Source organism: Streptomyces sp. NBRC 109706, assembly GCF_000974485.1.
GTDB lineage: Bacteria > Actinomycetota > Actinomycetes > Streptomycetales > Streptomycetaceae > Streptomyces.
Genome location: NZ_BBOM01000016.1, coordinates 41941 through 68409 on the forward strand (window position 1 = coordinate 41941; position 26469 = coordinate 68409).

General features: G+C 70.0%; 2 protein-coding genes (both cut by a window edge). Both read left to right on the forward strand.

Annotated features, from left to right (window positions below):
• Positions 1-15028, forward strand: partial view of a type I polyketide synthase gene (locus AOM46_RS35740; protein WP_062218132.1) — the 3' portion only. It extends 13757 nt beyond the left edge of the window; the window shows 15028 of its 28785 coding nt (coding positions 13758-28785); the start codon falls outside the window, past its left edge; it ends in the stop codon at positions 15026-15028.
• Positions 15018-26469: the 5' end (the start) of a type I polyketide synthase gene (locus AOM46_RS35745; protein ID WP_062218136.1), read on the forward strand. It continues 21713 nt past the right edge of the window; the window shows 11452 of its 33165 coding nt (coding positions 1-11452); the start codon lies at positions 15018-15020; its stop codon lies off the right edge, out of view. The genes AOM46_RS35740 and AOM46_RS35745 overlap by 11 nt, the downstream gene beginning before the upstream one ends.

A 26469-nucleotide genomic window follows, 5' to 3' on the forward strand; every position in this document is an offset into this window, starting at 1 on the left:
GGCGCGGTGGTTGGCGGGGCGGGGTGTTTCTCATGTGGTGTTGACGAGTCGGAGTGGTGTGGCGCCGCATGGTCTGGTCGAGGAGCTGGCCGAACTGGGCTGCCGGGCTACGGTCGTTGCTTGCGATGTTGCCGACCGGGATGCTCTTGCCGTGGTGATCGCGGGTATCCCTGCCCGGTGGCCGTTGACGGGTGTGGTGCATGCGGCTGGTCTTGATGTTCCGGGGCCGTTGGAGGAGGCGACGCCTGAGGCGTTCGCCTCGGTGTTGCGGGCCAAGGTGGATGGGACGAGGTATCTGGACGAGTTGACGGCGGGGCTGTCGCTCGATCTCTTTGTGGTGTTCTCCTCGATCGCCGCGACCTGGGGGAGTGGCGGTCAGGGCGCCTACGCCGCCGGTAACGCGTTCCTTGATGCCTGGGTGCAGCACCGTCGGGACCGTGGTCTCGCCGGCACCTCGGTTGCCTGGGGTCCGTGGGCCGAGGCCGGGATGGTGACCCTGGGCGACGCGGAGGCATATCTGCGCCGGCGCGGACTGATCCCGATGGACCCGGCCATGGCGATCCGCGCCCTGGCCCAGGCGGTCGACGGCCGGGAAACCTGCGTCACCGTCGCCGATACGGACTGGTCGGTCTTCACCTCGGCCTTCACCTCGGTACGTCCCAGCCCTCTGCTGTCCGACCTCCCCGAGGCGCCGGACACCCTCAAGACCACCTCGAACAGCGATGCCGGGTCCGGGCTGGGCCAGCAGCTCCTGGACTCTCCCGCCCCCGAACGAGCCCGCGTTCTGCTGGATCTGGTACGCGAGCAGGCCGCCTCGGTGCTCGGCCATTCCGGTGCGGAGTCAGTCGAAGCCGGCCGGGCGTTCCGGGACCTGGGGTTCGACTCGCTGATGGCCGTCGAACTGCGCAACCTGCTCACCGCGCACACCGGTCTGACGCTGCCGGCGACGCTGGTCTTCGACTACCCGACGCCGCGAGTCCTGACCGACTATCTGCTGTCGCAACTGCTCGGTGCGGTGCGGCCGGCGAGCCTGCTGCCGGCCCGGGCGGGCGGCGCCACCGATGAGCCGATCGCCATCGTCGGCATGGCCTGCCGCTACCCCGGCGGAGTGACCTCGCCGGAACAGCTGTGGGACCTGGTCGCCCACGGGATGGACGGGGTGTCCGCGTTCCCGACGGATCGCGACTGGCCGGCGGATGTCGCCGGAATCGCGGGCGGCCTGGGCGGATTCATCCATGACGCGGACGAGTTCGACGCGGCCCTCTTCGGGATCTCGCCGCGTGAGGCGCTGGCCATGGATCCGCAGCAGCGCCTGCTGCTGGAGGCGGCCTGGGAGACCTTCGAATCGGCCGGCATGGATCCGCAGTCGCTACGCGGCAGCAGCATGGGTGTGTTCGCCGGCGCCTCCTCGTCCGGATATGGACACGGTGGTGTGGCGGGTTCCGACGGTCATCTGCTGACCGGCATGGCCAGCAGCGTGATCTCAGGGCGCCTCGCCTATGTCTTCGGCCTTGAGGGCCCGGCGGTCACCGTCGATACCGCCTGCTCGTCCTCGCTGGTGGCGCTGCATCTGGCCGCGCAGGCCCTGCGTTCGGGCGAATGTGATCTGGCGTTGGCCGGTGGCGTCACCGTGATGGTCACCCCGGGCGCGTTCGCCGAGTTCGACCGTCAGGACGGGCTGGCCCCCGACGGCCGCTGCAAGTCCTTCGCGGCAGCGGCCGACGGCACCGGCTGGGCCGAGGGCGTCGGCCTGCTGCTGGTGGAACGGCTCTCCGAAGCGCAGCGCAACGGGCACCGGGTGCTGGCCGTGGTGCGCGGCAGCGCGGTCAACCAGGACGGTGCGTCGAACGGTTTGACCGCGCCGAACGGGCCCTCCCAGCAGCGGGTGATCCGCCAGGCCCTGGCCAACGCCCAGCTGACGACCACGGATGTCGATGTCGTGGAGGCCCATGGGACCGGAACGCGGCTGGGCGATCCGATCGAGGCACAGGCACTGTTGGCCACCTACGGTCAAACCCGGGACCAGGACGATCCGTTGTGGCTCGGTTCCATCAAGTCGAACATCGGCCACACGCAGGCCGCCGCCGGCGTGGCCGGCATCATCAAGATGGTGCTGGCCATGCGGCACGGTCTGATGCCCCCCACCCTGCATGTGGACGAGCCTTCGCCGGCGGTGGACTGGTCGGCGGGTGCGGTTGCGTTGTTGAGGGAGGCGCGGGAGTGGCCTGAGGTGGGTCGGCCTCGGCGGGCGGCGGTGTCGTCGTTCGGGATCAGTGGGACGAACGCGCATGTGATTCTGGAGCAGGCGCCTGAGCCTGAGCCTGTCAGTGAACTCTCGGTTGGTTGGCCGGGGTTGGTGCCGTGGGTGGTGTCGGCGAAGTCGGCGGCTGGGGTGCGGGGGCAGGTGGCGCGGTTGCGGTCGTTTGTCGCCGAGCGGCCGGCGTTGGACGCGGTGGATGTGGGGTGGTCGTTGGCGACGACGCGGGCCGCGTTGGAGCATCGGGTTGTGCTGGCGGGTGATGGGGATGTGCTGGCCACGGGTGTGGCGGGCGAGGGTCGGACGGCGTTCCTGTTTACGGGTCAGGGTGCGCAACGCGCCGGCATGGGCCTGGGGTTGTATGCGGCGTTCCCGGTGTTTGCCGAGGCGTTTGACGCGGTGTGTGCGCGGTTGGATATGCGGTGGGAGCGTCCGCTGCGTGAGGTTCTGACCGATGGTGTTGGCCTTGACGAGACGGGGTGGGCGCAGGCGGGTCTGTTCGCTCTCGAAGTCGCCGCGTTCCGGTTGGTGGAGTCGTGGGGTGTCACGCCGGATGTGTTGTTGGGGCACTCGTTGGGTGAGATCACCGCCGCCCATGTCGCGGGGGTCCTTGATCTGGACGATGCGTGTGTGCTGGTCGCGGAGCGCGGTCGGCTGATGCAGGCGTTGCCGTCGGGTGGCGGGATGGTGGCGGTCCAGGCCACGGAGGCCGAGGTCGTCGACTCGGGGCTGGACCTCGCCGCCGTCAATGGCCCGAACTCCGTGGTGCTCTCCGGTGCCAGCGAGGCGATCGAGCGCTACGCCGCCGAATGCGCCGGCCGGGGCCGGCGGTTCAACGTTCTGACCGTCTCGCATGCGTTCCATTCGGCCCTGATGGAACCGATGCTGGACGAATTCGCTTCGGTCCTGAACGGCCTGACGTTCAACCCGGCCCGGATTCCGATCGTTTCGAACCTGACCGGCACCGTCGCCGAGCCAGGCCAGCTGCAGCAGCCCGAGTACTGGCTCAGGCAGGTCCGTGAAACGGTCCGGTTCGCCGACGCGGCCGCCGCCACCGCCGAACTGAGCGTGACCCGCTACCTCGAACTCGGCCCCGACGGCGTGCTGTCCGGCATGGTCCAGGAGACCGTTGCCGACGCCACGTTCGCCCCCCTCCTCCGCAAGGACCGGGACGAGACCGACACCGCCCTGACCGCTATCAGTCGCCTCTGGGCCACCGGCGTCCACATCGACTGGCCGGCCGTGTTCGCCAACTGGGGTGGCCGGGCCGTCGAGTTGCCGACGTATGCCTTCCAACGTGCGCGGTACTGGCCGGAGCCGGCCGCCGAGACCGTCGGTGGCGATATGACCGAGACCAGGTTCTGGGACGCGGTCGAACGCGAAGACCTCGAACAGCTGGCCACCGAGCTGGAACTACGCGAAGCCCCGCCCGCGCTCGGCGATATGCTCCCGGTGCTGTCGACCTGGCGACGACGGCGACGTGAGCGCTCCGAGGTCGACTCCTGGCGCTACCAGGTCACTTGGAAGCCGCTCACCGATCTTCCGCCCACCAGGTCCCTGTCGGGGACCTGGGCCGTGGTCGGTGCGGAAGGGACGGATGTGGTCGCGGCGCTGACCGGCGCCGGCGCCTCCGTGATCGGCGTGCCCCTCGATGGCGACTGGACCGGGGGACAGGCGGTAGCGGAACGCCTTGCCGGCGGCGTCGAAGACCTGTCCGGTGTTCTGCTGCTGACCGACGAGGCCGAGGCCCTGCCGCCGACACCCCACGGGATCCCGGCGCCCCTCGCGGTCGTGTGGTCGCTGCTGCGGGCCCTGAACGGTTTCGCCGACCGCACTGTTCCGCTCTGGGTGACGACCCGAGGCGGTGTGTCGGTCGGGCGGTGGGACCCGCTGCGGAGCCCGATCCAGGCGGCGGTATGGGGTCTGGGCCGGGCCGCGGCGCTCGAAGTACCGGGCCGCTGGGGAGGCATGATCGACCTACCGGCCGAACTGGACACCAGGGCCGGGACCCGCCTGGCCGGACTGCTCGCCGCTGGTGTTGAGGATCAGGTGGCGGTGCGTGGGTCGGGGGTCTATGGGCGGCGTTTGGTTGGGGCGTTGCCTGTTGTGGTGGGTGGGGAGTGGCGGTCGTCGGGGACGGTGTTGGTGACGGGTGGTACGGGGGCGTTGGGTGGTCGGGTGGCGCGGTGGTTGGCGGGGCGGGGTGTTTCTCATGTGGTGTTGACGAGTCGGAGTGGTGTGGCGCCGCATGGTCTGGTCGAGGAGCTGGCCGAACTGGGCTGCCGGGCTACGGTCGTTGCTTGCGATGTTGCCGACCGGGATGCTCTTGCCGTGGTGATCGCGGGTATCCCTGCCCGGTGGCCGTTGTCGGGTGTGGTGCATGCGGCTGGTCTTGATGTTCCGGGGCCGTTGGAGGAGGCGACGCCTGAGGCGTTCGCCTCGGTGTTGCGGGCCAAGGTGGATGGGACGAGGTATCTGGACGAGTTGACGGAGGGGCTGTCGCTCGATCTCTTTGTGGTGTTCTCCTCGATCGCCGCCGTATGGGGCGGCGCGGGACAGAGCGCCTACGCCGCGGGCAACGCGTTCCTGGACGCATGGGTGCAGCAACGCCGCGACCGTGGTCTCGCCGGCACCTCGGTTGCCTGGGGTCCGTGGGCCGAGGCCGGGATGGTGACCCTGGGCGACGCGGAGGCATATCTCCGCCGGCGCGGACTGAACCCGATGGACCCGGCGCTTGCGATGCGGGCGCTGGCGGAAGCCGTCGACGGAGGGCTTGACCCCCTGACGGTGGCGGACGTGGACTGGCCCACCTTTGTCTCCGCGTTCACCTCGGCCCGCGCCAGTCGGCTCTTCGCCGAGCTGCCCGAGACCGAGCGGACCGACGAGCCCGTCGGCGATTCCGCCGACGAGGCCCAGCCCTGGCGCGCCGAACTGGCGGCCGCGTCCGAGACGCGCCAACAGGAGATCCTGCTGGATCTGGTACGCGAGCAGGCCGCCTCGGTGCTCGGCCATTCCGGTGCGGAGTCAGTCGAAGCCGGCCGGGCGTTCCGGGACCTGGGGTTCGACTCGCTGATGGCCGTCGAACTGCGCAACATGCTCACCGCCCGCACCGGTCTGACGCTGCCCGCGACGCTGGTCTTCGACTACCCCACGCCCCGAGCCCTGGCCGGGTACTTCCGCTCACAGCTGCTCGGTGCGGCGCGGCCGGCGAGCCTGCTGCCGGCCCGGGTGGGCGCTGCCACCGATGAGCCGATCGCGATCGTCGGGATGGCCTGCCGCTACCCGGGCGGGGCCGGATCGCCGGAGCAGCTGTGGGACCTGGTCGCCGACGGAGTGGACGGCATGTCGGCGTTCCCGACGGATCGCGGCTGGCCGGCGGATGTCGCCGCGATCGCCGGTGGCCTGGGCGGATTCATCCATGACGCGGACGAGTTCGACGCGGCCCTCTTCGGGATCTCGCCGCGTGAGGCGCTGGCCATGGATCCGCAGCAGCGGCTGCTGCTGGAGGCCGCGTGGGAGACCTTCGAATCGGCCGGCATGGATCCGCAGTCGCTACGCGGCCGGAACGTGGGTGTGTTCGCCGGCGCCTCCTCGTCCGGATACGGGCTGGGCGGCGTGCCGGGCTCCGACGGTCATCTGCTGACCGGCATGGCCAGCAGTGTGATCTCGGGCCGCCTCGCCTATGTCTTCGGCCTTGAGGGCCCCGCCGTCACGGTCGACACCGCCTGCTCCTCGTCGCTGGTCGCGATGCACCTGGCCGCACAGGCCCTGCACACCGGCGAGTGCGATATGGCGCTGGCCGGTGGCGTCACCGTGATGGCCACGCCGGGGGCGTTCCTTGAGTTCGACCGGCAGGGCGGCGTGGCCGGCGACGGCCGGTGCAAGGCGTTCGCGGCGTCGGCCGACGGCACCGGCTGGGCCGAGGGCGTCGGCGTGCTGATCCTGGAGCGGCTGTCGGACGCGCGACGTAACGGGCACCAGGTGCTGGCGGTGATGCGGGGCAGCGCGATCAACCAGGACGGCGCGTCCAACGGACTGACCGCGCCGAACGGCCCCTCGCAGCAACGCGTGATCCAGCAGGCGCTCGCCAACGCCCGGTTGACGGGCGCCGATGTCGACGCGGTGGAGGCGCATGGGACGGGCACCAGTCTCGGGGATCCGATCGAGGCACAGGCGCTGTTGGCGACCTATGGGCAGGAGCGCGGCGAGGACGGCGAGTCCCTGTGGTTGGGGTCGGTGAAGTCGAACATCGGTCATACGCAGGCGGCCGCGGGTGTGGCCGGGGTGATCAAGATGATCATGGCGATGCGGCACGGAGTGCTGCCGGCGACCCTGCATGTGGACGAGCCCTCCCCCCAGGTGGACTGGTCGACGGGGGCGGTCGCGTTGTTGACGGAGGCCCGGGAGTGGCCTGAGGTGGATCGTCCACGGCGCGCTGCGGTGTCGTCGTTCGGGATGTCCGGTACGAACGCGCATGTGATTCTGGAGCAGCCGCCGGCGGTCTCGCCGGATGCCGAGGCGCCGCCTGTCGGGGATACGACGGCGTGGGTGGTGTCGGCGAAGTCCGCTGAGGGCCTACGGGAGCAGCTGGAGCGGTTGCGGTCGTTCGCGGCTGAGAACCCCGAGCTGAGCCCGGCGGATGTGGGGTGGTCGCTGGCGACGGGGCGGGCCGCGTTGGAGCACCGTGCGGTGGTGGTGGGTGCGGATCGGGACGAGCTGCTGGCCGGGCTGTCCGGGGCTTCCGGGGTGGCGGCGGGTTCCGGCGGTGTGGTGTGGGTGTTCCCTGGTCAGGGCTCCCAGTGGGCGGGGATGGCACGGGAGTTGTGGGACTCCTCCGAGGCGTTCCGGGCGCGGCTCGCCGAGTGCGAGGCGGCGTTGTCCCTGTATGTGGACTGGTCGCTGACCGAGGTGCTGCTCAACGACGGGGACCTGGCACGGGTTGACGTGGTGCAGCCGGTGCTGTGGGCGGTGATGGTGGCGCTGGCCGAGGTGTGGCGTTCCGCCGGTGTGGTGCCGTCGGCGGTGGTCGGCCATTCACAGGGCGAGATCGCGGCGGCCTGTGTGGCCGGCTGGCTGTCGCTTGAGGACGCTGCCCGGGTGGTCGCCCTGCGCTCCAAGGCGTTGCTGGCGGTCGCGGGCGGCGGCGGGATGGTGTCGGTGGCCGCCGGCCGGGAGACGGTCGAGGAGCTGACGGCCGACAGTCCCGGGCTTTCCGTCGCTGCGGTCAACGGCCCGTCGTCCACGGTGGTTTCGGGGGACGGCGATGCCCTGGACGCGCTGATCGCCGAGTGCCGTCGGCGCGGGATCCGCGCCCGAAGGATCGCGGTGGACTATGCCTCGCACTCCCCCCAGATGGAGGAGTTGCGCGAGCGAATCCTCACCGATCTCGCGCCGCTGTCCCCGGCCACCGGCACGATCCCGATGCTCTCGACACTCACCGGCGTCCCCGTCGACGGCGGACTGAACGCCGCGTACTGGTTCGACAACCTGCGCTCGACGGTGCGGTTCGAGGACGCCGTCCGCTCCCTGCTGGACCAGGGGATGCGCACGTTTATCGAGGTGAGCGCGCATCCGGTGCTGACGGTCGGTGTCGAGGAGACCATCGAGGCCGTTCAGGCCGAGGCCGTCGCGTTCGGCACGTTGCGGCGTGACGAGGGCGGGCTGCGTCGGGTACTCGCCTCCTTCGGCGAGGCGTGGAAGGCCGGCGTCGACGTCGACTGGTCGACGGTACTCACCGGCCGCCGGGTCCCGTTGCCGACCTATGCGTTCCAACACCGGCGCTACTGGCCGCAGTCGCTGCCCGGCGGGGGCGGTGAGTTCGGCACCGGGCATGCGCTGCTGGGTTCGGTGGTGGCGCTGGCCGAGGGCGATGCGGTGGTGTTGACGGGACGGCTGTCGACGGACGCGCAGCCGTGGCTGGCCGATCATGTGGTGCTGGACCATGTCGTGGTCCCGGGCACGGCGTTGGTGGAGATGGCGTTGCGGGCGGGCCAGGAGGTCGGCTGCGGTCTGCTGCGCGAGCTGGTGCTGCAGACGCCCATGGTGCTGTCGGACCCCGGCGGGGTGCGGGTGCAGGTGCGTGTCGAGGGCGTGGACGATGCGGGTGATCGGCCGGTGTATGTCCATGCCCGCGCCGAGGGCACCGACGAGTGGCAGCTGCACGCGACGGGTTCGCTGGCGGAGCAGATCACCTCGGAGGCGGACTTCGACCTGAGCGTCTGGCCGCCGCAGGGCGCGGTCGCCATCGACGTCGACGGGTTCTATGACGCCTTGGCGGACGACGCGGGCGTCGGCTACGGCCCGATGTTCCAGGGGGTGCGGGCGGCCTGGCGTGACGAGTCGGGGGTGTATGCCGATGTGCTGCTGCCGGATTCCGGCGTGGGCGCGGTGGACGCCTTCGGTATCCATCCGGCGTTGCTCGACGCCGCGCTTCATCCGGCGGGGTTCGTTCTTGGGGACGTTGAGGTTTCCGGGCCGAGGTTGCCGTTCGCGTGGTCGGGTGTGGAGTTGTTTGCGGTGGGGGCGACGGTGTTGCGGGTGGCGATTCGTTCGGTGGGTGAGGGTGTTGTTGTGGAGGCGGCGGATGGTGCTGGTGTTCCGGTGGCGGTGGTGCGTTCGTTGATGTTGCGGTCGGTGTCGGCGGGGCAGCTGTCGTCGGCCGGGCGGGTCGATGATGCGCTGTTCGCGGTGGAGTGGAGTGCGTTGCCCTCGGTCGTTGTTCATGCCGAGCCGACGGACTTCTCCCTGCTGGTGGTGGGTGATGGTTCGGTGGAGCAGGTGCTTGGTGGGGTGTTGCGTGGGGTGCAGGAGTGGTTGGTGGACGAGGGGTCGTTTGGTTCGCGGTTGGCGGTGGTGACGCGGGGTGCCGTGGCTGTGGGGTCGGATGAGGTTGGGGATGTGGTGGGTGCGGCGGTGTGGGGTTTGGTGCGGTCGGCGCAGTCGGAGCATCCGGATCGGATTGTGTTGGTGGATGCTGATCCGGCGGCTACCGAGGACTTCGATCTGGCGTTGTTGGCCGGTTTGGATGAGCCTCAGGTCGCTGTTCGTGGTGGGCAGGTGTGGGTGCCGAGGTTGGCCCGAGCGGTGGGTGTGGAACACGCGGTGCCGTCGGTTGTGGGTGGCACGGTGTTGATTACCGGTGGGACGGGGACGTTGGGTGGTCTGCTGGCGCGGCATCTGGTGGTCGAGCATGGGGTGCGGCATCTGTTGTTGTTGTCGCGTCAGGGCCCGGATGCTCCGGGGGCCATGGATCTGGTCGGCGAGTTGGAGGGGCTGGGCGCGCGGGTGCGGGTGGTGGCGTGTGATGCCGCCGACCGTGACGCTCTGGCGGCCGTCCTCGACGGGATCCCCGTCGACGCGCCCCTGACCGGTGTGGTCCATGCGGCGGGTGTGCTTGACGACGGTGTCTTCACCGCGCTGACCGGGGAGCGGTTGAACAGGGTGTTGCGGGCGAAGGTGACCGCGGCCGTCAATCTGGACGAGCTGACGCGCGCCGCTGATCTCGCGCTCTTCGTTCTGTATTCGTCGGCGTCGGCGACGTTCGGCACGCCGGGGCAGGCGAACTACGCGGCGGCGAACGCGTTCCTCGACGGTCTGGCCGCGCGTCGCCGCGCGGAGGGGCTGCCGGGCCTGTCCCTGGGCTGGGACATGTGGCAGCAGGCCAGCACCATGACCGGACATCTGCGGGATCGGCTCGCCCGGGGGCTGTCGACGGAGCAGGGGCTCGCCCTGTTCGATGCGGGATTGTCGCGCTCGGCGGCGCACCTGGTGGCGATCAATCTTGACGTGGCGGCGGCGCGGGCGGCGGGTGAGGTGCCGGCGTTGCTGCGGGGCCTGGTCGCCGACCGGGTGCGGCGTGGGGTCGCCCAGGCATCGGGTGCCGGTTTGGCGCTGGCACAGCGACTGCGGTCGATGCCCGAGGCCCAGCGGCGGCAGATGCTGCTGGAACTGGTCCGGGGCAGCGCGGCAGCCGTACTGGGGCATGGCTCGGCCGAAGCGGTCGGCGAACGCCAGGCGTTCAAGGATCTCGGCTTTGACTCCCTCACCGCCGTCGAACTGCGCAACCGGCTGAACACCGCCACGGGCCTGAGGTTGCCGGCCACGATGGTGTTCGACTATCCGAGCCCGACCGTGCTCAGCGACTATCTGCTGTCACAGTTCTTCGGCGCGCACGAGCTGGTGCCGGCGGCACCGACGCAGCTCGCTCCCCTCGACGAGCCGCTGGCGATCGTGGGGATGGCGTGCCGCTTCCCGGGCGGGGTCACATCGCCGGAGCAGTTGTGGGATCTGGTCGACGGCGCGGTCGACGGCATGTCGGCGTTCCCGACGGATCGCGGCTGGCCGGCCGAGATACCCGGTGGGGCCACCGGCGTCGGCGGATTCGTCTACGACGCGGACCGGTTCGACGCCGCCCTGTTCAATATCTCGCCGCGTGAGGCCGTGGCCATGGATCCGCAGCAGCGGTTGCTGCTGGAGACGGCCTGGGAGACCTTCGAATCGGCCGGGGTCGACCCGCGTTCGCTGCGCGGCCGCAGCGTGGGCGTCTTCGCGGGAGCGTCACCGTCCGGATACAACGTCGCCGGCGCGCCGACCGCCGACGGGCACACGCTGACCGGCAACGCGCTGAGCGTGCTCTCCGGCCGCCTTGCCTATGTGTTCGGCCTTGAAGGCCCCGCCGTGACGGTGGACACGGCCTGCTCCTCGTCGCTGGTCGCGTTGCACTGGGCCGGGCAGGCGTTGCGGTCCGGGGAATGTGAGCTGGCGCTGGCCGGCGGGGTGACGGTGATGGCGACGCCGACCGCGTTTGTCGAGTTCGACCGCCAGGACGGGCTGGCCGGCGATGGCCGGTGCAAGGCGTTCGCGGCGTCCGCCGATGGCACCGGGTGGGGTGAGGGCGTCGGAATGCTGCTGGTGGAGCGGCTTTCGGACGCGCGGCGCAATGGCCACCAGATCCTTGCCGTGGTGCGGGGCAGCGCCGTCAACCAGGACGGCGCGTCCAACGGCCTGACCGCGCCGAACGGTCCCTCCCAACAGCGCGTCATCCGGCAGGCGTTGGCCAATGCCCGTCTCACCACCGCCGATGTGGACGCGGTGGAAGCTCATGGCACGGGCACCCGGCTGGGTGACCCGATCGAGGCGCAGGCGCTCCTGGCCACCTATGGCCAGGACCGGGGCGACGACGCCGAGCCGTTGTGGCTGGGGTCGGTGAAGTCGAACATCGGCCATACCCAGGCGGCCGCAGGCGTGACGGGAGTGATCAAAATGATCATGGCCCTGCGCCATGGAGCGCTGCCGGCCACCCTGCATGTGGACGAGCCCTCGCCTCAGGTCGACTGGTCGGCGGGCGCGGTGGAACTGCTGACGGAGGCCCGTGCGTGGCCCCAGGTGAACCGACCGCGCCGCGCGGGAGTGTCGGCCTTCGGCATCAGCGGCACCAACGCGCATGTGATTCTGGAACAGGCCCCCGAGCCCGAGCCGGTCACCGAAACCACGGTGCGCCGGCCGGGGTTGGTGCCCTGGGTGGTGTCGGCGAAGTCCGAGGCCGCGCTGCGGGCGCAGGTCGCCCGGCTGCGGTCCTTCGTCGCCGAGCGGCCGCGGCTCGACGCGGTGGACATCGGCTGGTCGCTGGCCACGACCCGGGCCGCCTTGGAACATCGGGTCGTCCTGGCCGGCGACGGGGACGTGCTCGCCACCGGCACCGCGAGCGAAGGCCGCACCGCGTTCCTCTTCACCGGCCAGGGCTCCCAACGCGCCGGCATGGGCCAGGGCCTCTACGAGACATTCCCCGTCTTCGCCGAAGCCTTTGACGCGGTCTGCGAACAACTCGACGCGCGAACGAAGCGCCCCCTGCGCGAAGTCCTGACCGATGGCGTGGGGTTGAATCAGACGGCATGGGCACAGGCCGGCCTGTTCGCCCTCGAAGTCGCCCTGTTCCGCCTCGTCGAATCCTGGGGAGTGACCCCCGATGTCCTGCTGGGCCACTCCCTCGGCGAGATCACGGCCGCCCATGTCGCCGGAATCCTCGATCTGGACGACGCATGTGTGCTGGTCGCCGAACGGGGACGCCTGATGCAGGCCCTGCCCGCCGGCGGCGGAATGCTCGCCGTCCAGGCCACCGAGGCCGACGTCACCGACTCGGGTCTTGACCTCGCGGCGGTGAACGGCCCGAACTCCGTGGTGCTCTCCGGCGACCTCGACGCGATCCACCGCTACGCCGCCGAATGCGCCGAGCACGGCTGGCGGTTCAACGTTCTGACCGTCTCGCACGCGTTCCATTCGGTCTTGATGGAACCGATGCTGGACGAATTCGCTTCGGTCCTGGCCGGGTTGACATTTAACCCCGCCCGCATTCCGATCGTTTCGAACCTGACCGGCGCCGTCGCCGAACCGGGGCTGCTGCAGGAGCCGGAGTACTGGCTCAAGCAGGTCAGGGGAGCGGTCCGCTTCGCCGACGGCGTCGCGGCCACGGCGGATCTCGGCGTGACCCGCTACCTCGAACTCGGCCCGGACGGCGTGCTGTCCGGCATGGCCCGGGAGACCGTCGACGACGCGGTGTTCGCGCCGGTGCTGCGCAAGGACCGCGACGAGACCGACACCGCGCTCTCCGCCGTCAGCCGACTCTGGACGGCCGGGACCGACGTCGACTGGCGCAGCGTCTTCGCCGGCTGGGGCGGCCATCCGATCGACCTGCCGACCTACGCGTTCCAACGTGAAAGGTTCTGGCCGGAGCCACGACCGGAAACGATCGACGGTGACGCGCTGGACACCGTTTTCTGGGACGCGGTGGAGCGCGGCGACACCCGGGAACTGCCCGGCCTGGAATCGGCACTGCCGGCGCTGTCCGCATGGCGGGAACGCCATCAGGAGCGCTCGGCGCTGGAGTCCTGGCGCTACCGGATCGGGTGGGAGCCACTGACCCAGCTCGCCCCGGCGACCCTGGCCGGCATCTGGGCCGTCGTCGGGCACGAGGACGCGGAGGTGTCCACGGCCCTGTCCGCCGCCGGCGCCACAATCGTCAGCGTCCCCGCCGAGGAGGTGCCGGGCCTGCCCGGCGTGGCGGGCGTGCTGCTCCTCGCCTCCGGATGGGCCGAGACCTTGACGGCGGTCCAGGCACTGGACGAGGTCTCGGCGCCGCTGTGGGTACTGACCCGGGGCGCGGTCTCGGTCAGCGATTCGGACCGGTTGGCGAACCCCGACCTGGCCACGGTATGGGGCCTGGGCCGGGTCGCGGCACTGGAGTTCCCCCAGCGCTGGGGCGGCCTCGTCGACCTCCCCGAGGCGGTGGACGCGGCGGCCGGCGAACGACTCGCCCAGGTTCTCGCCGGCGGCCTCGAAGACCAGCTCGCCATCCGGCGGTCCGGGGTGTTCGCCCGACGCCTGACCCGGGCGATATCGACCGCAGCCCCGACCGCCGCATGGGATCCCAGCCGGTCCGGAACCGTGTTGGTCACCGGCGGCACCGGCGCCCTGGGCGCCGAGGCGGCCCGCTGGCTGGCCGGCCGCGGGGTGCCACATCTGGTGCTGACCAGCCGGTCCGGGGTGGCGCCCGACGGCCTGGTCGACGAACTGTCCCGGCTCGGCGCGCGAACGACCGTCGTCGCATGCGACGTGGCCGATCGGGACGCCCTGGCCGAGATGATCGCGAACATACCGGAACAGTGGCCCCTGACCGGCGTGATGCATGCGGCCGGAGTCGACGACCCCCAGCAGCTCACCGCGACCACACCGGAGGCCATGACTTCGGTGCTGCGCGCCAAGGTCGACGGGACACGCCATCTGGACGCCCTGACACGGGAGTTGCCGGTCGACCTCTTTGTGGTGTTCTCCTCGATCGCCGCGACCTGGGGCAGCGGCGGCCAGGCCGCCTACGCGGCGGGCAACGCGTTCCTCGACGCATGGATACGGCATCGGCGCGACCAGGGCCTGCCCGGCACCTCGGTGGCCTGGGGACCATGGGACGGCGCCGGCATGGCAGCGGACGCCGAGGCATCCCAGGGCCTGCGCCGCCGCGGCCTGACACCGATGGACCCGCAACGGGCCATCCGCGCCCTGGCCCAGGCGATCGACCAGAACGACAGCGATCTCACGGTGGCCGACGTCGACTGGCCCCGCTTCACCGAGGCATTCACGCTGCTGCGCCCCAGCCCTCTGCTGCACGCGTTCACCGAACCCGCCGAAACCCCCACCGAAGGACCGGACGCGGCCGCCGAACCGGAAGCAAACGCCGGCGCCGAGCTACGGCGACAACTCGCGGACGCTCCCCACGCGCAGCGGCTACGGATCCTGCTGGACCTGGTCCGGGCCACCGCCGCCACCGTCCTGCAACGCCGCGACCCGCACGCGATCGGAGCCGGAGAAGCCTTCAAGGACCTCGGCTTCGACTCCCTGATGGCCGTCGAGTTCCGCGACCAGCTCAACCGTCGGACCGGCCTGAAGTTCCCCGTCAGCCTCGTCTTCAACTTCCGCTCGCCGCAGGCGGTCGCCGAACTGCTCCTCGGCGAACTCGCACCGGAACAGACCACCCGAGACGACTCCGACCCCCGCGACGCCGAGATCCGCGGCGCCCTCGCCGCGATCCCGATCGAGCGGCTGCGGGAGGCCGGACTCGTGGACACACTCCTGAAACTGGCGGAACCCAACGGCAGCACCATCGAGCCGGCCTCGCCCGAGAGGCACGACCCGCTGGACGACCTGGACGCCGAAGCCCTCATCGAAATCGCGCTCGACGCCGCCCGGCACGACGCCAGCCCTGGAGAAGGTAATGACCGCTGACTCGGCCTCCCGAATCGTCGAAGCGCTGCGGACCTCCTTGAAGGAGGCCGAACGGCTGCGCGCCAAGAACCGGGAGATCCTGGCGGCGAACAGCGAACCCATCGCCATCGTCGCCATGAGCTGCCGCCTCCCCGGAGACGTCGCGAACCCCGACGACTTCTGGCAGCTGGTGAGCACCGGCACCGACGCCATCACGGACTTCCCCGCCAACCGAGGCTGGGAACAACCCGAGCGCGACCAGGGACCCGACACCTACGCCCCCAGGGGCGGCTTCGTCCATGACGCCGACCTCTTCGACGCGGACCTCTTCGGCATCTCGCCCCGTGAGGCGTTGGCCATGGATCCGCAGCAGCGGTTGCTGCTGGAAGCGGCGTGGGAGACATTCGAGTCGGCCGGACTGGACCCGCGCTCGCTCGCCGGCACCGCCACCGGCGTCTTCATCGGGGCATCCCCCTCCGGCTATGGCCTCATCGACCAGGGCTCCGAGGACGTCGAGGCATTCGCCCTGACCGGCGGCGCCAGCAGCGTCCTGTCCGGCCGGGTGTCCTATGTCTTCGGCCTCGAAGGCCCCGCGGTGACGGTGGACACGGCGTGCTCCTCCTCGCTGGTGGCGCTGCACCTCGCCGCACAGGCCCTCCGCCAGGGCGAGTGCCGGATGGCGCTCGTCGGCGGAGTCACCGTGATGGCGACGCCCGGCTCGTTCAGCGCGTTCGCCAAACAGGGCGGCCTGGCGGGCGATGGCCGGTGCAAGTCGTTCGCGGCTGCGGCGGACGGGACCGGGTGGTCCGAGGGTGTGGGTGTGCTGTTGGTGGAGCGGCTGTCGGACGCGCGGCGCAACGGGCACCGGGTGCTTGCGGTGGTGCGGGGTTCGGCCATCAACCAGGACGGTGCGTCGAACGGTTTGACGGCGCCGAACGGTCCCGCGCAACAGCGGGTGATCGAGCAGGCGTTGGCCAATGCGCGGTTGACCGGTGCCGATGTGGATGTGGTGGAGGCGCATGGCACGGGGACGCGGCTTGGTGACCCGATCGAGGCGGAGGCGTTGTTGGCGACGTATGGGCAGGGGCGGGGTGCGGGTGGGGAGCCGTTGTGGTTGGGGTCGGTGAAGTCGAATATCGGTCATACGCAGGCGGCTGCGGGTGTGGCGGGTGTGATCAAGATGGTGTTGGCGTTGCGGCGGGGGGTGTTGCCGGAGACGTTGCATGTGGATGAGCCCTCGCCGGCGGTGGACTGGTCGGCGGGTGCGGTTGCGTTGTTGAGGGAGGCGCGGGAGTGGCCTGAGGTGGGTCGTCCGCGGCGGGCGGCGGTGTCGTCGTTTGGGATCAGTGGGACGAACGCGCATGTGATTTTGGAGGAGGCGCCTGGGCTTGAGTCTGAGCCGGTTGTTGGGTCGCGGCGGGTGCCGGGGTTGGTGCCGTGGGTGGTGTCGGGTAAGTCGGCGGAGGCGGTGCGGGGGCAGGTTGGGCGGTTGCGGTCGTTTGTGGACGGGCGGCCGGAGTTGGATGCGGTGGATGTGGGGTGGTCCCTGGCCACGACGCGGGCGGCGTTGGAGCACCGGGTGGTGCTCCACGGCGATACGGAGTTGGCGTCGGGTGCGGCCGGGGAGGGTCGGGTCGCGTTTCTGTTTACGGGGCAGGGGTCGCAGCGCGCGGGGATGGGGTTGGGGTTGTATGGGGCGTTCCCCGTCTATGCCAATGCTTTTGATGCGGTCTGCGCGCGTCTCGACGTGCGGTTGGAGCGTCCGCTGCGCGAGGTTCTGACCGATGGCGTGGGGTTGGATCAGACGGGGTGGGCGCAGGCGGGATTGTTCGCTCTCGATGTCGCCGCGTTCCGGCTGGTGGAGTCCTGGGGTGTGATTCCGGATGTGTTGTTGGGGCACTCGTTGGGTGAGATCGTCGCGGCGCATGTGGCGGGGGTTCTTGATCTGGATGACGCGTGTGTGTTGGTGGCGGAGCGGGGTCGGTTGATGCAGGCGCTGCCGTCGGGTGGCGGGATGCTGGCGGTCCAGGCGAGCGAGGCCGACGTCGCCGACTCGGGGCTTGACCTGGCCGCCGTCAACGGTCCGAACTCCGTGGTGTTGTCCGGCAGCAGCGAAGCCATCGAGCGCTATGCCGGCGAATGCGCCAAGCGGGGTTGGCGGTTCAACGTTCTGTCGGTGTCGCATGCGTTCCACTCGGCGTTGATGGAGCCGATGCTGGACGAATTCGCTTCGGTGTTGGCCGGGTTGACGTTCAATCCAGCGCGGATTCCGATCGTTTCGAACCTGACCGGTGCGGTGGCCGAGCCGGGGTTGTTGCAGGAGCCGGAGTACTGGCTCAAGCAGGTCCGTGAAACGGTCCGCTTCGCCGACGGTGCCGCCGCAACGGCGGAGCTTGGGGTGACCTGCTATCTGGAGTTGGGCCCCGACGGGGTGCTGTCCGGCATGGCCCAGGAGACCGTTGTCGATGGGGTGTTCACGCCGCTGCTGCGTAAGGAGCGGGCGGAGGCCGATACCGCGCTGACCGCGATCGGTCGTTTGTGGACGGCCGGCGTCAATGTCAACTGGTCCGCTATGTTTGCCGGTTGGGGTGGGCGGGTTGTTGATCTGCCGACGTATGCGTTTCAGCGGGAACGGTTCTGGCCGGAGTTTTCGGTGCCGGTGGGTGTGGGTGAGGGTTTGGTTGATTCGGTGTTCTGGGATGCGGTGGAGCGTGGGGATCTGGAGGAGTTGGCGGGTCTTGAGTCGGCGTTGCCGGCGTTGTCGGCGTGGCGGCGGCGTCACCAGGAACGTTCCACACTCGACTCCTGGCGCTATGAGATCGCTTGGAGGCCGTTGACGGGGTTGGTTCCGGCGGTGTTGTCGGGTGTGTGGGCGGTGGTGGGTTTGGAGGATGTGGAGGTGTCGGCGGCGTTGTCGGCTGCCGGGGCGACGGTGGTGGGGGTTGCGGCGGAGGAGGTGGCGGGTCTGCCTGAGGTGGCGGGTGTGGTGTTGGTGGCGTCGGGGTGGGTGGAGACGTTGGGGGTGGTGCAGGCGTTGGGTGCGGTGTCGGCGCCGTTGTGGGTGGTGACGCGGGGTGCGGTGTCGATCGGGCGGTCGGATCGGTTGACGGATCCGGAGTTGGCGGTGGTGTGGGGTCTGGGTCGGGTCGCGGCGTTGGAGTTCCCGGGGCGTTGGGGTGGGTTGGTTGATGTTCCGGTCGGGTTGGACGCGCGGGCGGGTGCCCGGCTGGTCAGTGTCCTGGCCGGTAGGGGTGATGGTGGTGAGGATCAGGTCGCGGTGCGGGGGTCTGGTGTGTACGGGCGGCGGTTGGTGCGGGCGGTGCCGGCGGCCGTGGCGGGCGCGGGCTGGGGGCCTTCGGGATCGGTGTTGGTCACCGGTGGCACGGGCGCGTTGGGCGCGGAAGTCGCCCGCTGGCTCGCGGGACGCGGTGTGCCACATCTGGTGCTCACCAGCCGTGGCGGCATCGCGCCGGAGGGGCTGGTCGAGGAACTGGCCGAACTCGGCGCCCGCACCACGGTCGTGGCCTGCGATGTAGCCGACCGCGACGCCCTGGCCGAGGTGATCGCGGGTGTTCCGGATCTGACGGGTGTGGTGCACGCTGCCGGGGTCGACAACCCCGAAGCGCTGGCATGGACCACCACCGAGGCCGTGGCCGACGTGCTGCGGCCCAAGGTCGACGGGACCAGGCACCTGGACGAACTCACCCGGGATCTCCCCCTCGATCTGTTTGTGGTGTTCTCGTCGATTTCCGCGACCTGGGGCAGCGGCACCCAAGGCGCCTACGCCGCCGGGAACACCTTCCTCGACGCCTGGGTACAGCACCGCCACGACCGTGGCCTGCCGGGCACGGCGGTGGCCTGGGGCCCCTGGGCCGGCGGCGGTATGGCCGCCCAAGGCGAAGCCGAACAGGAGTTGCGCCGGCGCGGGTTGGCACCGATCGACCCCACCCTCGCCATCCAGGCCTTGGCTCAGGCCGTCGACGGCCAGGAGTCGCATGTCACGGTCGCCGACGTCGACTGGTCCGTCTTCGCGCCGGCCTTCACCTCGGCCCGTCCCAGCCCGCTGCTGTCCGAACTCCCGGAAGCCGCCGACACCCTCCAGAGCACCGCACGGGGCGGCGGTGCCGAGTCGGAGCTGCGTCAACGGCTTGTCACGGCCACCGTCGCGCAGCGGCACCCGATGGTGCTGGACCTGGTCCGCGCCCAGGCCGCCGTGGTGCTGGGGCACACCGCAGGCGCGGACGCCATCGAACCGGGACGGGCGTTCCGCGACCTGGGCTTCGACTCCCTGATGGCCGTGGAACTGCGCAACCTGCTCACCACCCACACCGGGCTCTCCCTCCCGGCCACCCTGGTTTTCGACCACCCCAACCCGACCGCACTGACCGACCACCTCCTGCCGCAGCTGATCGGAGACGCCCAACAGAACACCGGGCTACCGGTGTTGGCCACCGGCATGGCGGTGGATGAGCCGATCGCCATCGTCGGCATGGCCTGCCGCTACCCCGGCGGTGTCACCACACCGGAGCAGCTCTGGGAGCTGGTCGAGAGCGCAACGGACGGCATCACCCCCTTCCCGACGGATCGCGGCTGGCCGGCCGGCATGACCGAGGTCGGCGGCGGCCTGGGCGGATTCGTCCATGACGCGGACGAGTTCGACGCCGACCTGTTCGGCATCTCGCCGCGCGAGGCCCTGGCCATGGATCCGCAGCAACGGCTGCTGCTGGAGGCGGCCTGGGAGACCTTCGAAGCGGCTGAAATGGACCCGCGTTCGCTGCGCGGCCGGGGCGTCGGGGTGTTCGCCGGCGCGTCGTCCTCGGGGTACGGCAGCAAGGGCGTGCCCGGCGCCGAGGGACATCTGTTGACCGGCACGGCGAACAGCGTGCTCTCCGGCCGTCTCGCCTATGTCTTCGGCCTTGAGGGGCCGGCGGTCACCGTCGATACCGCCTGCTCGTCATCACTGGTCGCGCTGCATCTGGCCGCGCAGGCCCTGCGGGCGGGTGAATGCGATCTGGCATTGGCCGGTGGTGTGACGGTGATGGTGACCTCCGGGATGTTTGCCGAGTTCGACCGTCAGGATGGGCTGGCCTCCGATGGTCGCTGCAAGTCCTTCGCCGCTGCGGCGGACGGGACCGGCTGGGCCGAGGGCGTCGGCATGCTGCTGGTGGAACGACTGTCCGATGCCCAGCGCAACGGACACCAGGTGCTGGCCGTGGTGCGCGGGAGTGCGGTGAACCAGGACGGTGCTTCCAACGGCCTCACCGCCCCGAACGGTCCCTCCCAGCAACGCGTCATCCGCCAGGCTCTGGCCAATGCCCACCTCACCAGCGCGGACATCGACACCGTGGAAGCGCACGGGACGGGCACCCGTCTTGGCGACCCGATCGAAGCCCAGGCATTGCTGGCCACCTACGGTCAAGACCGGGCGGCGGGCGAACCGTTGTGGCTGGGTTCGATCAAGTCGAACATCGGCCACACCCAGGCGGCCGCGGGCGTCGCCGGTGTGATCAAGATGATCATGGCCATGAGGCATGGGGTGTTGCCGACCACCTTGCATGTGGACGAGCCATCGCCGGCGGTCGACTGGTCGACCGGCGCGGTCGCGTTGCTCACCGAGGCACGGGAATGGCCCGACGTCGACCGCCCCCGGCGCGCGGCGGTGTCCTCCTTCGGCCTGAGTGGCACCAATGCGCATGTGATTCTGGAACAGGCTCCTGAGCCGGAGACCGCGCCGGTTGTGGCGACGCGGCAGGTGCCGGGGCTGGTGCCATGGGTGGTGTCGGCGAAGTCCGAGACCGCGTTGCGGGCGCAGGTTTCGCGGTTGCGATCTTTTGTCGCCGCGCATTCGGAGTTGGACCTGGTGGATGTGGCGTGGTCGTTGGCCACGACCAGGGCCGGGCTTGAGCATCGCGCTGTCCTTCACGGCGATGAGCAGCTGGCCGCTGGCGTCGCCATCGAGGGCCGAACCGCCTTTCTGTTCACGGGGCAGGGTGCGCAACGTGCGGGCATGGGCCTGGGGTTGTACGAGGCATTCCCCGTCTACGCGGAGGCTTTCGACGCGGTCTGCGCCCGGTTGGATACGCGGTTGGACCGTCCGCTGCACGAGGTTCTGACCGATGGCGTTGACCTTGACGAGACCGGGTGGGCGCAGGCGGGCTTGTTCGCCCTCGAAGTCGCCGCGTTCCGGTTGGTGGAGTCCTGGGGTGTCACGCCGGATGTGTTGTTGGGCCACTCGTTGGGCGAGATCGTGGCCGCGCATGTCGCGGGGGTGTTGTCGCTGGACGATGCGTGCATTCTGGTGGCGGAGCGCGGACGCCTGATGCAGGCGCTGCCGACCGGCGGCGGAATGCTCGCCGTCCAGGCCACCGAGGCCGATGTCGCCGATTCAGGGCTTGACGTTGCGGCGGTGAACGGTCCGAACTCCGTGGTGCTTTCCGGCAGCAGCGACGCCATCGAGCGCTATGCCGCCGAATGTGCCGAGCGCGGTTGGCGGTTCACCATTCTGACCGTCTCACATGCGTTCCACTCCGCCCTGATGGAGCCGATGCTGGAGGAATTCGCTTCGGTTCTGGCCGGGTTGACGTTCAACCCCGCTCGCATTCCGATCGTTTCCAACCTGACCGGTGCCATAGCCGAACCCGGGCAGATGCAACAGCCGGAGTACTGGCTGAAGCAGGTCCGTGGGACGGTCCGCTTCGCCGACGGAGTCACCGCGCTCGAAGCCATGGGTGTGACCCGTTACCTCGAACTGGGCCCCGACGGAGTCCTGTCCGGCATGGCCCAGGAAACCACCGTCGCCGACGCGACGTTCGTGCCCGTCGTCCGCAAGGACCGCGAGGAGACGGACACCGCCATCACCGCCATCAGCCGTCTGTGGACGGCCGGCGTCAACGTCAACTGGTCGGCTGTGTTCGCTGGTTGGGGCGGCCGGGCGATTCCGCTGCCGACGTACGCCTTCCAGCGGCAGCGGTTCTGGCCGCAGCCGGGTGTGATCACTGGGGATGCGGGTGCGCTCGGCTTGACGGGCGCCGGGCATGGGCTGTTGGGCGCTGTGGTGGCGCTTGCCGAGGGCGATGGGCTGCTGCTGACGGGGGTGTTGTCGACAAGTGCCCAGTCCTGGCTGGCCGACCATGTCGTACTGGGCCGGGTGGTGGTGCCGGGTGCGGCGTTGGTGGAGATGGTGTTGCGGGCCGGCCAGGAGGTTGGTTGCGGTCTGGTTCGTGAGTTGGTGTTGCAGGCGCCGTTGGTGTTGCCGGAGTCGGGTGGGACACAGGTTCAGGTGCGGGTGGAGGGGCCGGACGGGGCGGGCGATCGGCTGGTTCATGTCCATGCTCGCGCCGAGGGCTCCGAGGAGTGGGTCCTGCACGCGTCGGGTTTCCTCGCCGTCTCCGAGCCCGAAGCGTCTGGGGTCGATCTGTCCGCGTGGCCGCCGCAGGGTGCGGTCGCGGTGGATGTTGCGGGGTTCTACGAGGCGTTGGCCGACGCCGGCTTTGCCTACGGGCCGATGTTCCAGGGTGTGCGGGCGGCCTGGCGTGACGAGTCCGGCGTCTATGCCGAGGTGGCGTTGCCCAACGCGGACGGGGTCGAGGGGCTGGGCATTCACCCTGCGCTGCTGGACAGCGCGTTGCATCCCTCTGGTCTGCTGGCCGGTGATGGCGAGGTCTCCGGGCCTCGGTTGCCGTTCGCCTGGTCGGGCGTGGAGCTCTTCGCGGTCGGCGCGACGGCGTTGCGGGTGGCGATCGTTCCCGAGGGGGAAGGCGTCCAGGTGCGGGCGGCCGACGGCCATGGGCTGCCGGTCATGCGAGTGGGTTCGTTGATATCGCGGACCGTCTCCCGCGAGCAGCTGACCGTCGCCGCAGCGCGAGACGATTCGCTGTTCGCGGTCGACTGGATCCCGTCTTCGTCCCCTGCCACCGCTGCCCATGAGGACAGGGCGGACGCCTCGGAGTGGACGACCCTGGTGGCCGGTGATGGCCCGCTGGAGCAGGTGCTCGGCGACGTACTGCGTGGAATACAGGGGTGGTTGGCGGACGAGGGGGCGTTGGGGTCGCGTCTGGCCGTGGTGACGCGGGGTGCGGTCCCCGCCACTCCCGACGATGCCGTCGATCCGGTGGGCGCGGCGGTGTGGGGCCTGGTGCGGTCGGCGCAGTCGGAACATCCGGACCGGATCGTGTTGCTGGACGCCGACCCGGCCGGCGCCGAGGACTTCGATCTGTCGCTGCTGGCCGGTGTGGACGAACCGCAGATCGCCGTTCGTGGCGAGCGGGTGTTGGTCCCCCGGTTGGCTCGGGTGACGACCGATGTGGAGCGGGCGGTGCCATCGGTTGGCGATGGCACGGTGTTGATCACCGGCGGGACGGGGGCTCTGGGCGGTCTGTTGGCCCGGCACCTGGTGACCGAACACGGCGTCCGTCACCTGTTGTTGTTGTCCCGTCGGGGTTCGGATGCTGCGGGGGTTGGGGACCTTACCGCCGAACTCGGCGCGTTGGGCGCGGATGTGCGGGTTGTGGCGTGTGATGCGGCCGATCGTGACGCTCTGGCGGCGGTGTTGGCGCGGGAGGTGCCGGTGGAGGCTCCGTTGACCGGTGTCGTTCACGCTGCGGGTGTGTTGGACGACGGCGTTTTCACGGCGTTGACGCAGGAGCGTCTGGAGACGGTGTTGCGGGCGAAGGCCACCGCCGCCGTCAACCTGGACGAACTCACCCGCGACGTCGATCTGTCGATGTTTGTGCTCTACTCCTCCGTCGCCGCGACCCTTGGCACCCCGGGGCAGGGCAACTACGCGGCGGCTAACGCGTTCCTGGACGGTCTGGCGGCGCGGCGTCGTGCGCAGGGGCGGCCGGGGTTGTCGTTGGGTTGGGGGTTGTGGGAGCGGGTCAGTGGGATGACGGGACATCTGCAGGATCGTGCGTCTCGTCTTGGCTCCGGGTTGTCGGACGAGCAGGGGCTGGCCCTGTTCGATGCCGCGCTGGGGGTGGACCGTTCGGGCGTAGTGGCGATGCTGCTGGATGTGGGCGCCCTGAGATCGTGGGGTTCGGCTGGTCCGGTGCCGGCGTTGTTGCGTGGGTTTGTGCCTGCCGCTGTGGTGCGCCGGGCCGGGCGTGTGGCCGGGGGCGAGCCGCAGTTGTTGCGGCAGTTGGCGGGCCTGTCGCCAGCGGAGCGGCGCGGGTTGTTGCAGGACCTGGTGTTGGCGGAGGTGGCGCGGGTGTTGGGGCATGCGTCGGCGGACGCCATCAGCGAGCGGCAGGCGTTCAAGGACCTGGGTTTTGATTCGTTGACCGCTGTGGAGTTCCGCAACCGTCTCAACACGGTTGCCGGGTTGCGGCTGCCCGCGACGCTGGTGTTCGACTACCCGAGTATCCAGGTGTTGGTGGACCACCTGGCCGGTCTGCTGTCGGACACCGGCACGCCGACTCCCGTGCGGTCCGCGCGGCCTGTGCGTTCGGCTGTGGTGGATGAGCCGATTGCGATTGTGGGGATGTCGTGTCGTCTGCCGGGTGGTGTGGTTTCGCCGGCTGGGTTGTGGGATCTGGTCATGGCGGGTCGGGACGGGATCACGGACTTTCCCGATGACCGTGGGTGGGAGGTGGCCTGGAGCGAGGTCTCCGGCGTGGGTGGCTTTGTCACCGGCGCGGGTGAGTTCGACGCCGCGATGTTCGGGATCTCCCCGCGTGAGGCCCTGGCCATGGACCCACAACAACGCCTCCTCCTGGAAAGCGTCTGGGAAGCCTTCGAATCCGCCGGCCTCGACCCCCACTCCCTGCGCGGCTCCGCGACCGGCGTCTACGCCGGGGTGATGTACCACGACTACGCCCAAAGCCTCGGCACCGTCCCCGAAGGCGTGGAAGCGTTCCTGGGCACCGGCAACGCCGGCAGCGTCCTGTCCGGACGCGCCGCCTACACCTTCGGCCTCGAAGGCCCCGCCGTCACCGTCGACACCGCCTGCTCCTCCTCCCTGGTCGCCCTCCACCTGGCCTCACAGGCACTACGGTCGGGCGAATGCGACCTGGCGGTGGCCGGCGGCGTGACCGTGCTGTCCACCCCAGGAGTCTTCGTCGACTTCGCCCGCCAGGGTGGGTTGGCCGCGGATGGCCGCTGCAAATCCTTCGCCGCCGCAGCCGACGGCACCGGCTGGTCCGAAGGCGCAGCCATCCTGGTCGTCGAACGCCTGGCCGACGCCCAACGCAACAACCACCCCATCCTCGCCATCGTCCGCGGCACCTCCGTCAACCAAGACGGCGCCTCCAACGGACTGACCGCCCCCAACGGACCCTCCCAACAACGCGTCATCCAACAAGCCCTCGCCAACGCCCACCTCACCGCCGCCGACATCGACATCGTCGAAGCCCACGGCACCGGCACCCGCCTGGGCGACCCCATCGAAGCCCAAGCACTCATCGCCACCTACGGCCAACACCGCGCCCAAAACGACGAACCCCTGTGGCTGGGCTCGATCAAATCCAACATCGGCCACACCCAAGCAGCCGCCGGAGCCGCCGGCATCATCAAAATGGTCATGTCCATGCGCCACGGCATACTCCCGGCAACCCTGCACGTGGACGAACCCTCACCCCAGATCGACTGGTCAGCCGGCGCGGTAAAACTCCTCACCCACCCACGAGAATGGCCCCAAACCGACCGACCCCGCCGCGCAGCCGTCTCCTCCTTCGGCATCAGCGGCACCAACGCCCACGTCATCCTCGAACAAGCCCCCACACCCAAACCACACACCCCACGCACGACCCGGCAAGCCCCCGGCCTGGTGCCCTGGCCCATATCCGCCAAAACCCAAACCGCACTCCAAGCACAGGTCACACGACTACAAACCTTCCTCGCCGAACGACCCCAGTCGAACGCGATCGACATCGGCTTCTCACTCGCCACCACACGAGCCGCCCTGGAACACCGAATCGTCCTCACCGACACCACAGACATCCTCGCGACAGGCACGGTAACCGAAGGCCGCACCGCATTCCTCTTCACCGGCCAGGGCTCCCAACGCCCCGGTATGGGACAGGAGCTGTATGAAGCGTTCCCGGTCTACGCCGAAGCCTTCGACACGATCTGCGCACGCCTCGACACGCACCTGGAACGCCCCCTGCATGAGGTCCTGACCGACGGGGCCGACCTCGACCAGACGGCATGGGCCCAAGCCGGCCTCTTCGCCCTCGAAGTCGCCCTCTATCGCGTGGTGGAGTCCTGGGGCGTGATCCCCGACGTGCTGTTGGGCCACTCCCTGGGCGAGATTACCGCCGCGCATGTGTCCGGGGTTCTGTCGCTGGATGATGCGTGCACCCTGGTGGCAGAGCGCGGACGCCTGATGCAGGCGCTGCCGAGCGGCGGCGGAATGCTCGCCGTCCAAGCCACCGAGGCCGATGTCGCCGACTCCGGGCTTGACCTCGCCGCCGTCAATGGTCCGCAGTCCGTGGTGCTCTCCGGGGACGTTGCGGCTATCGAGCGCT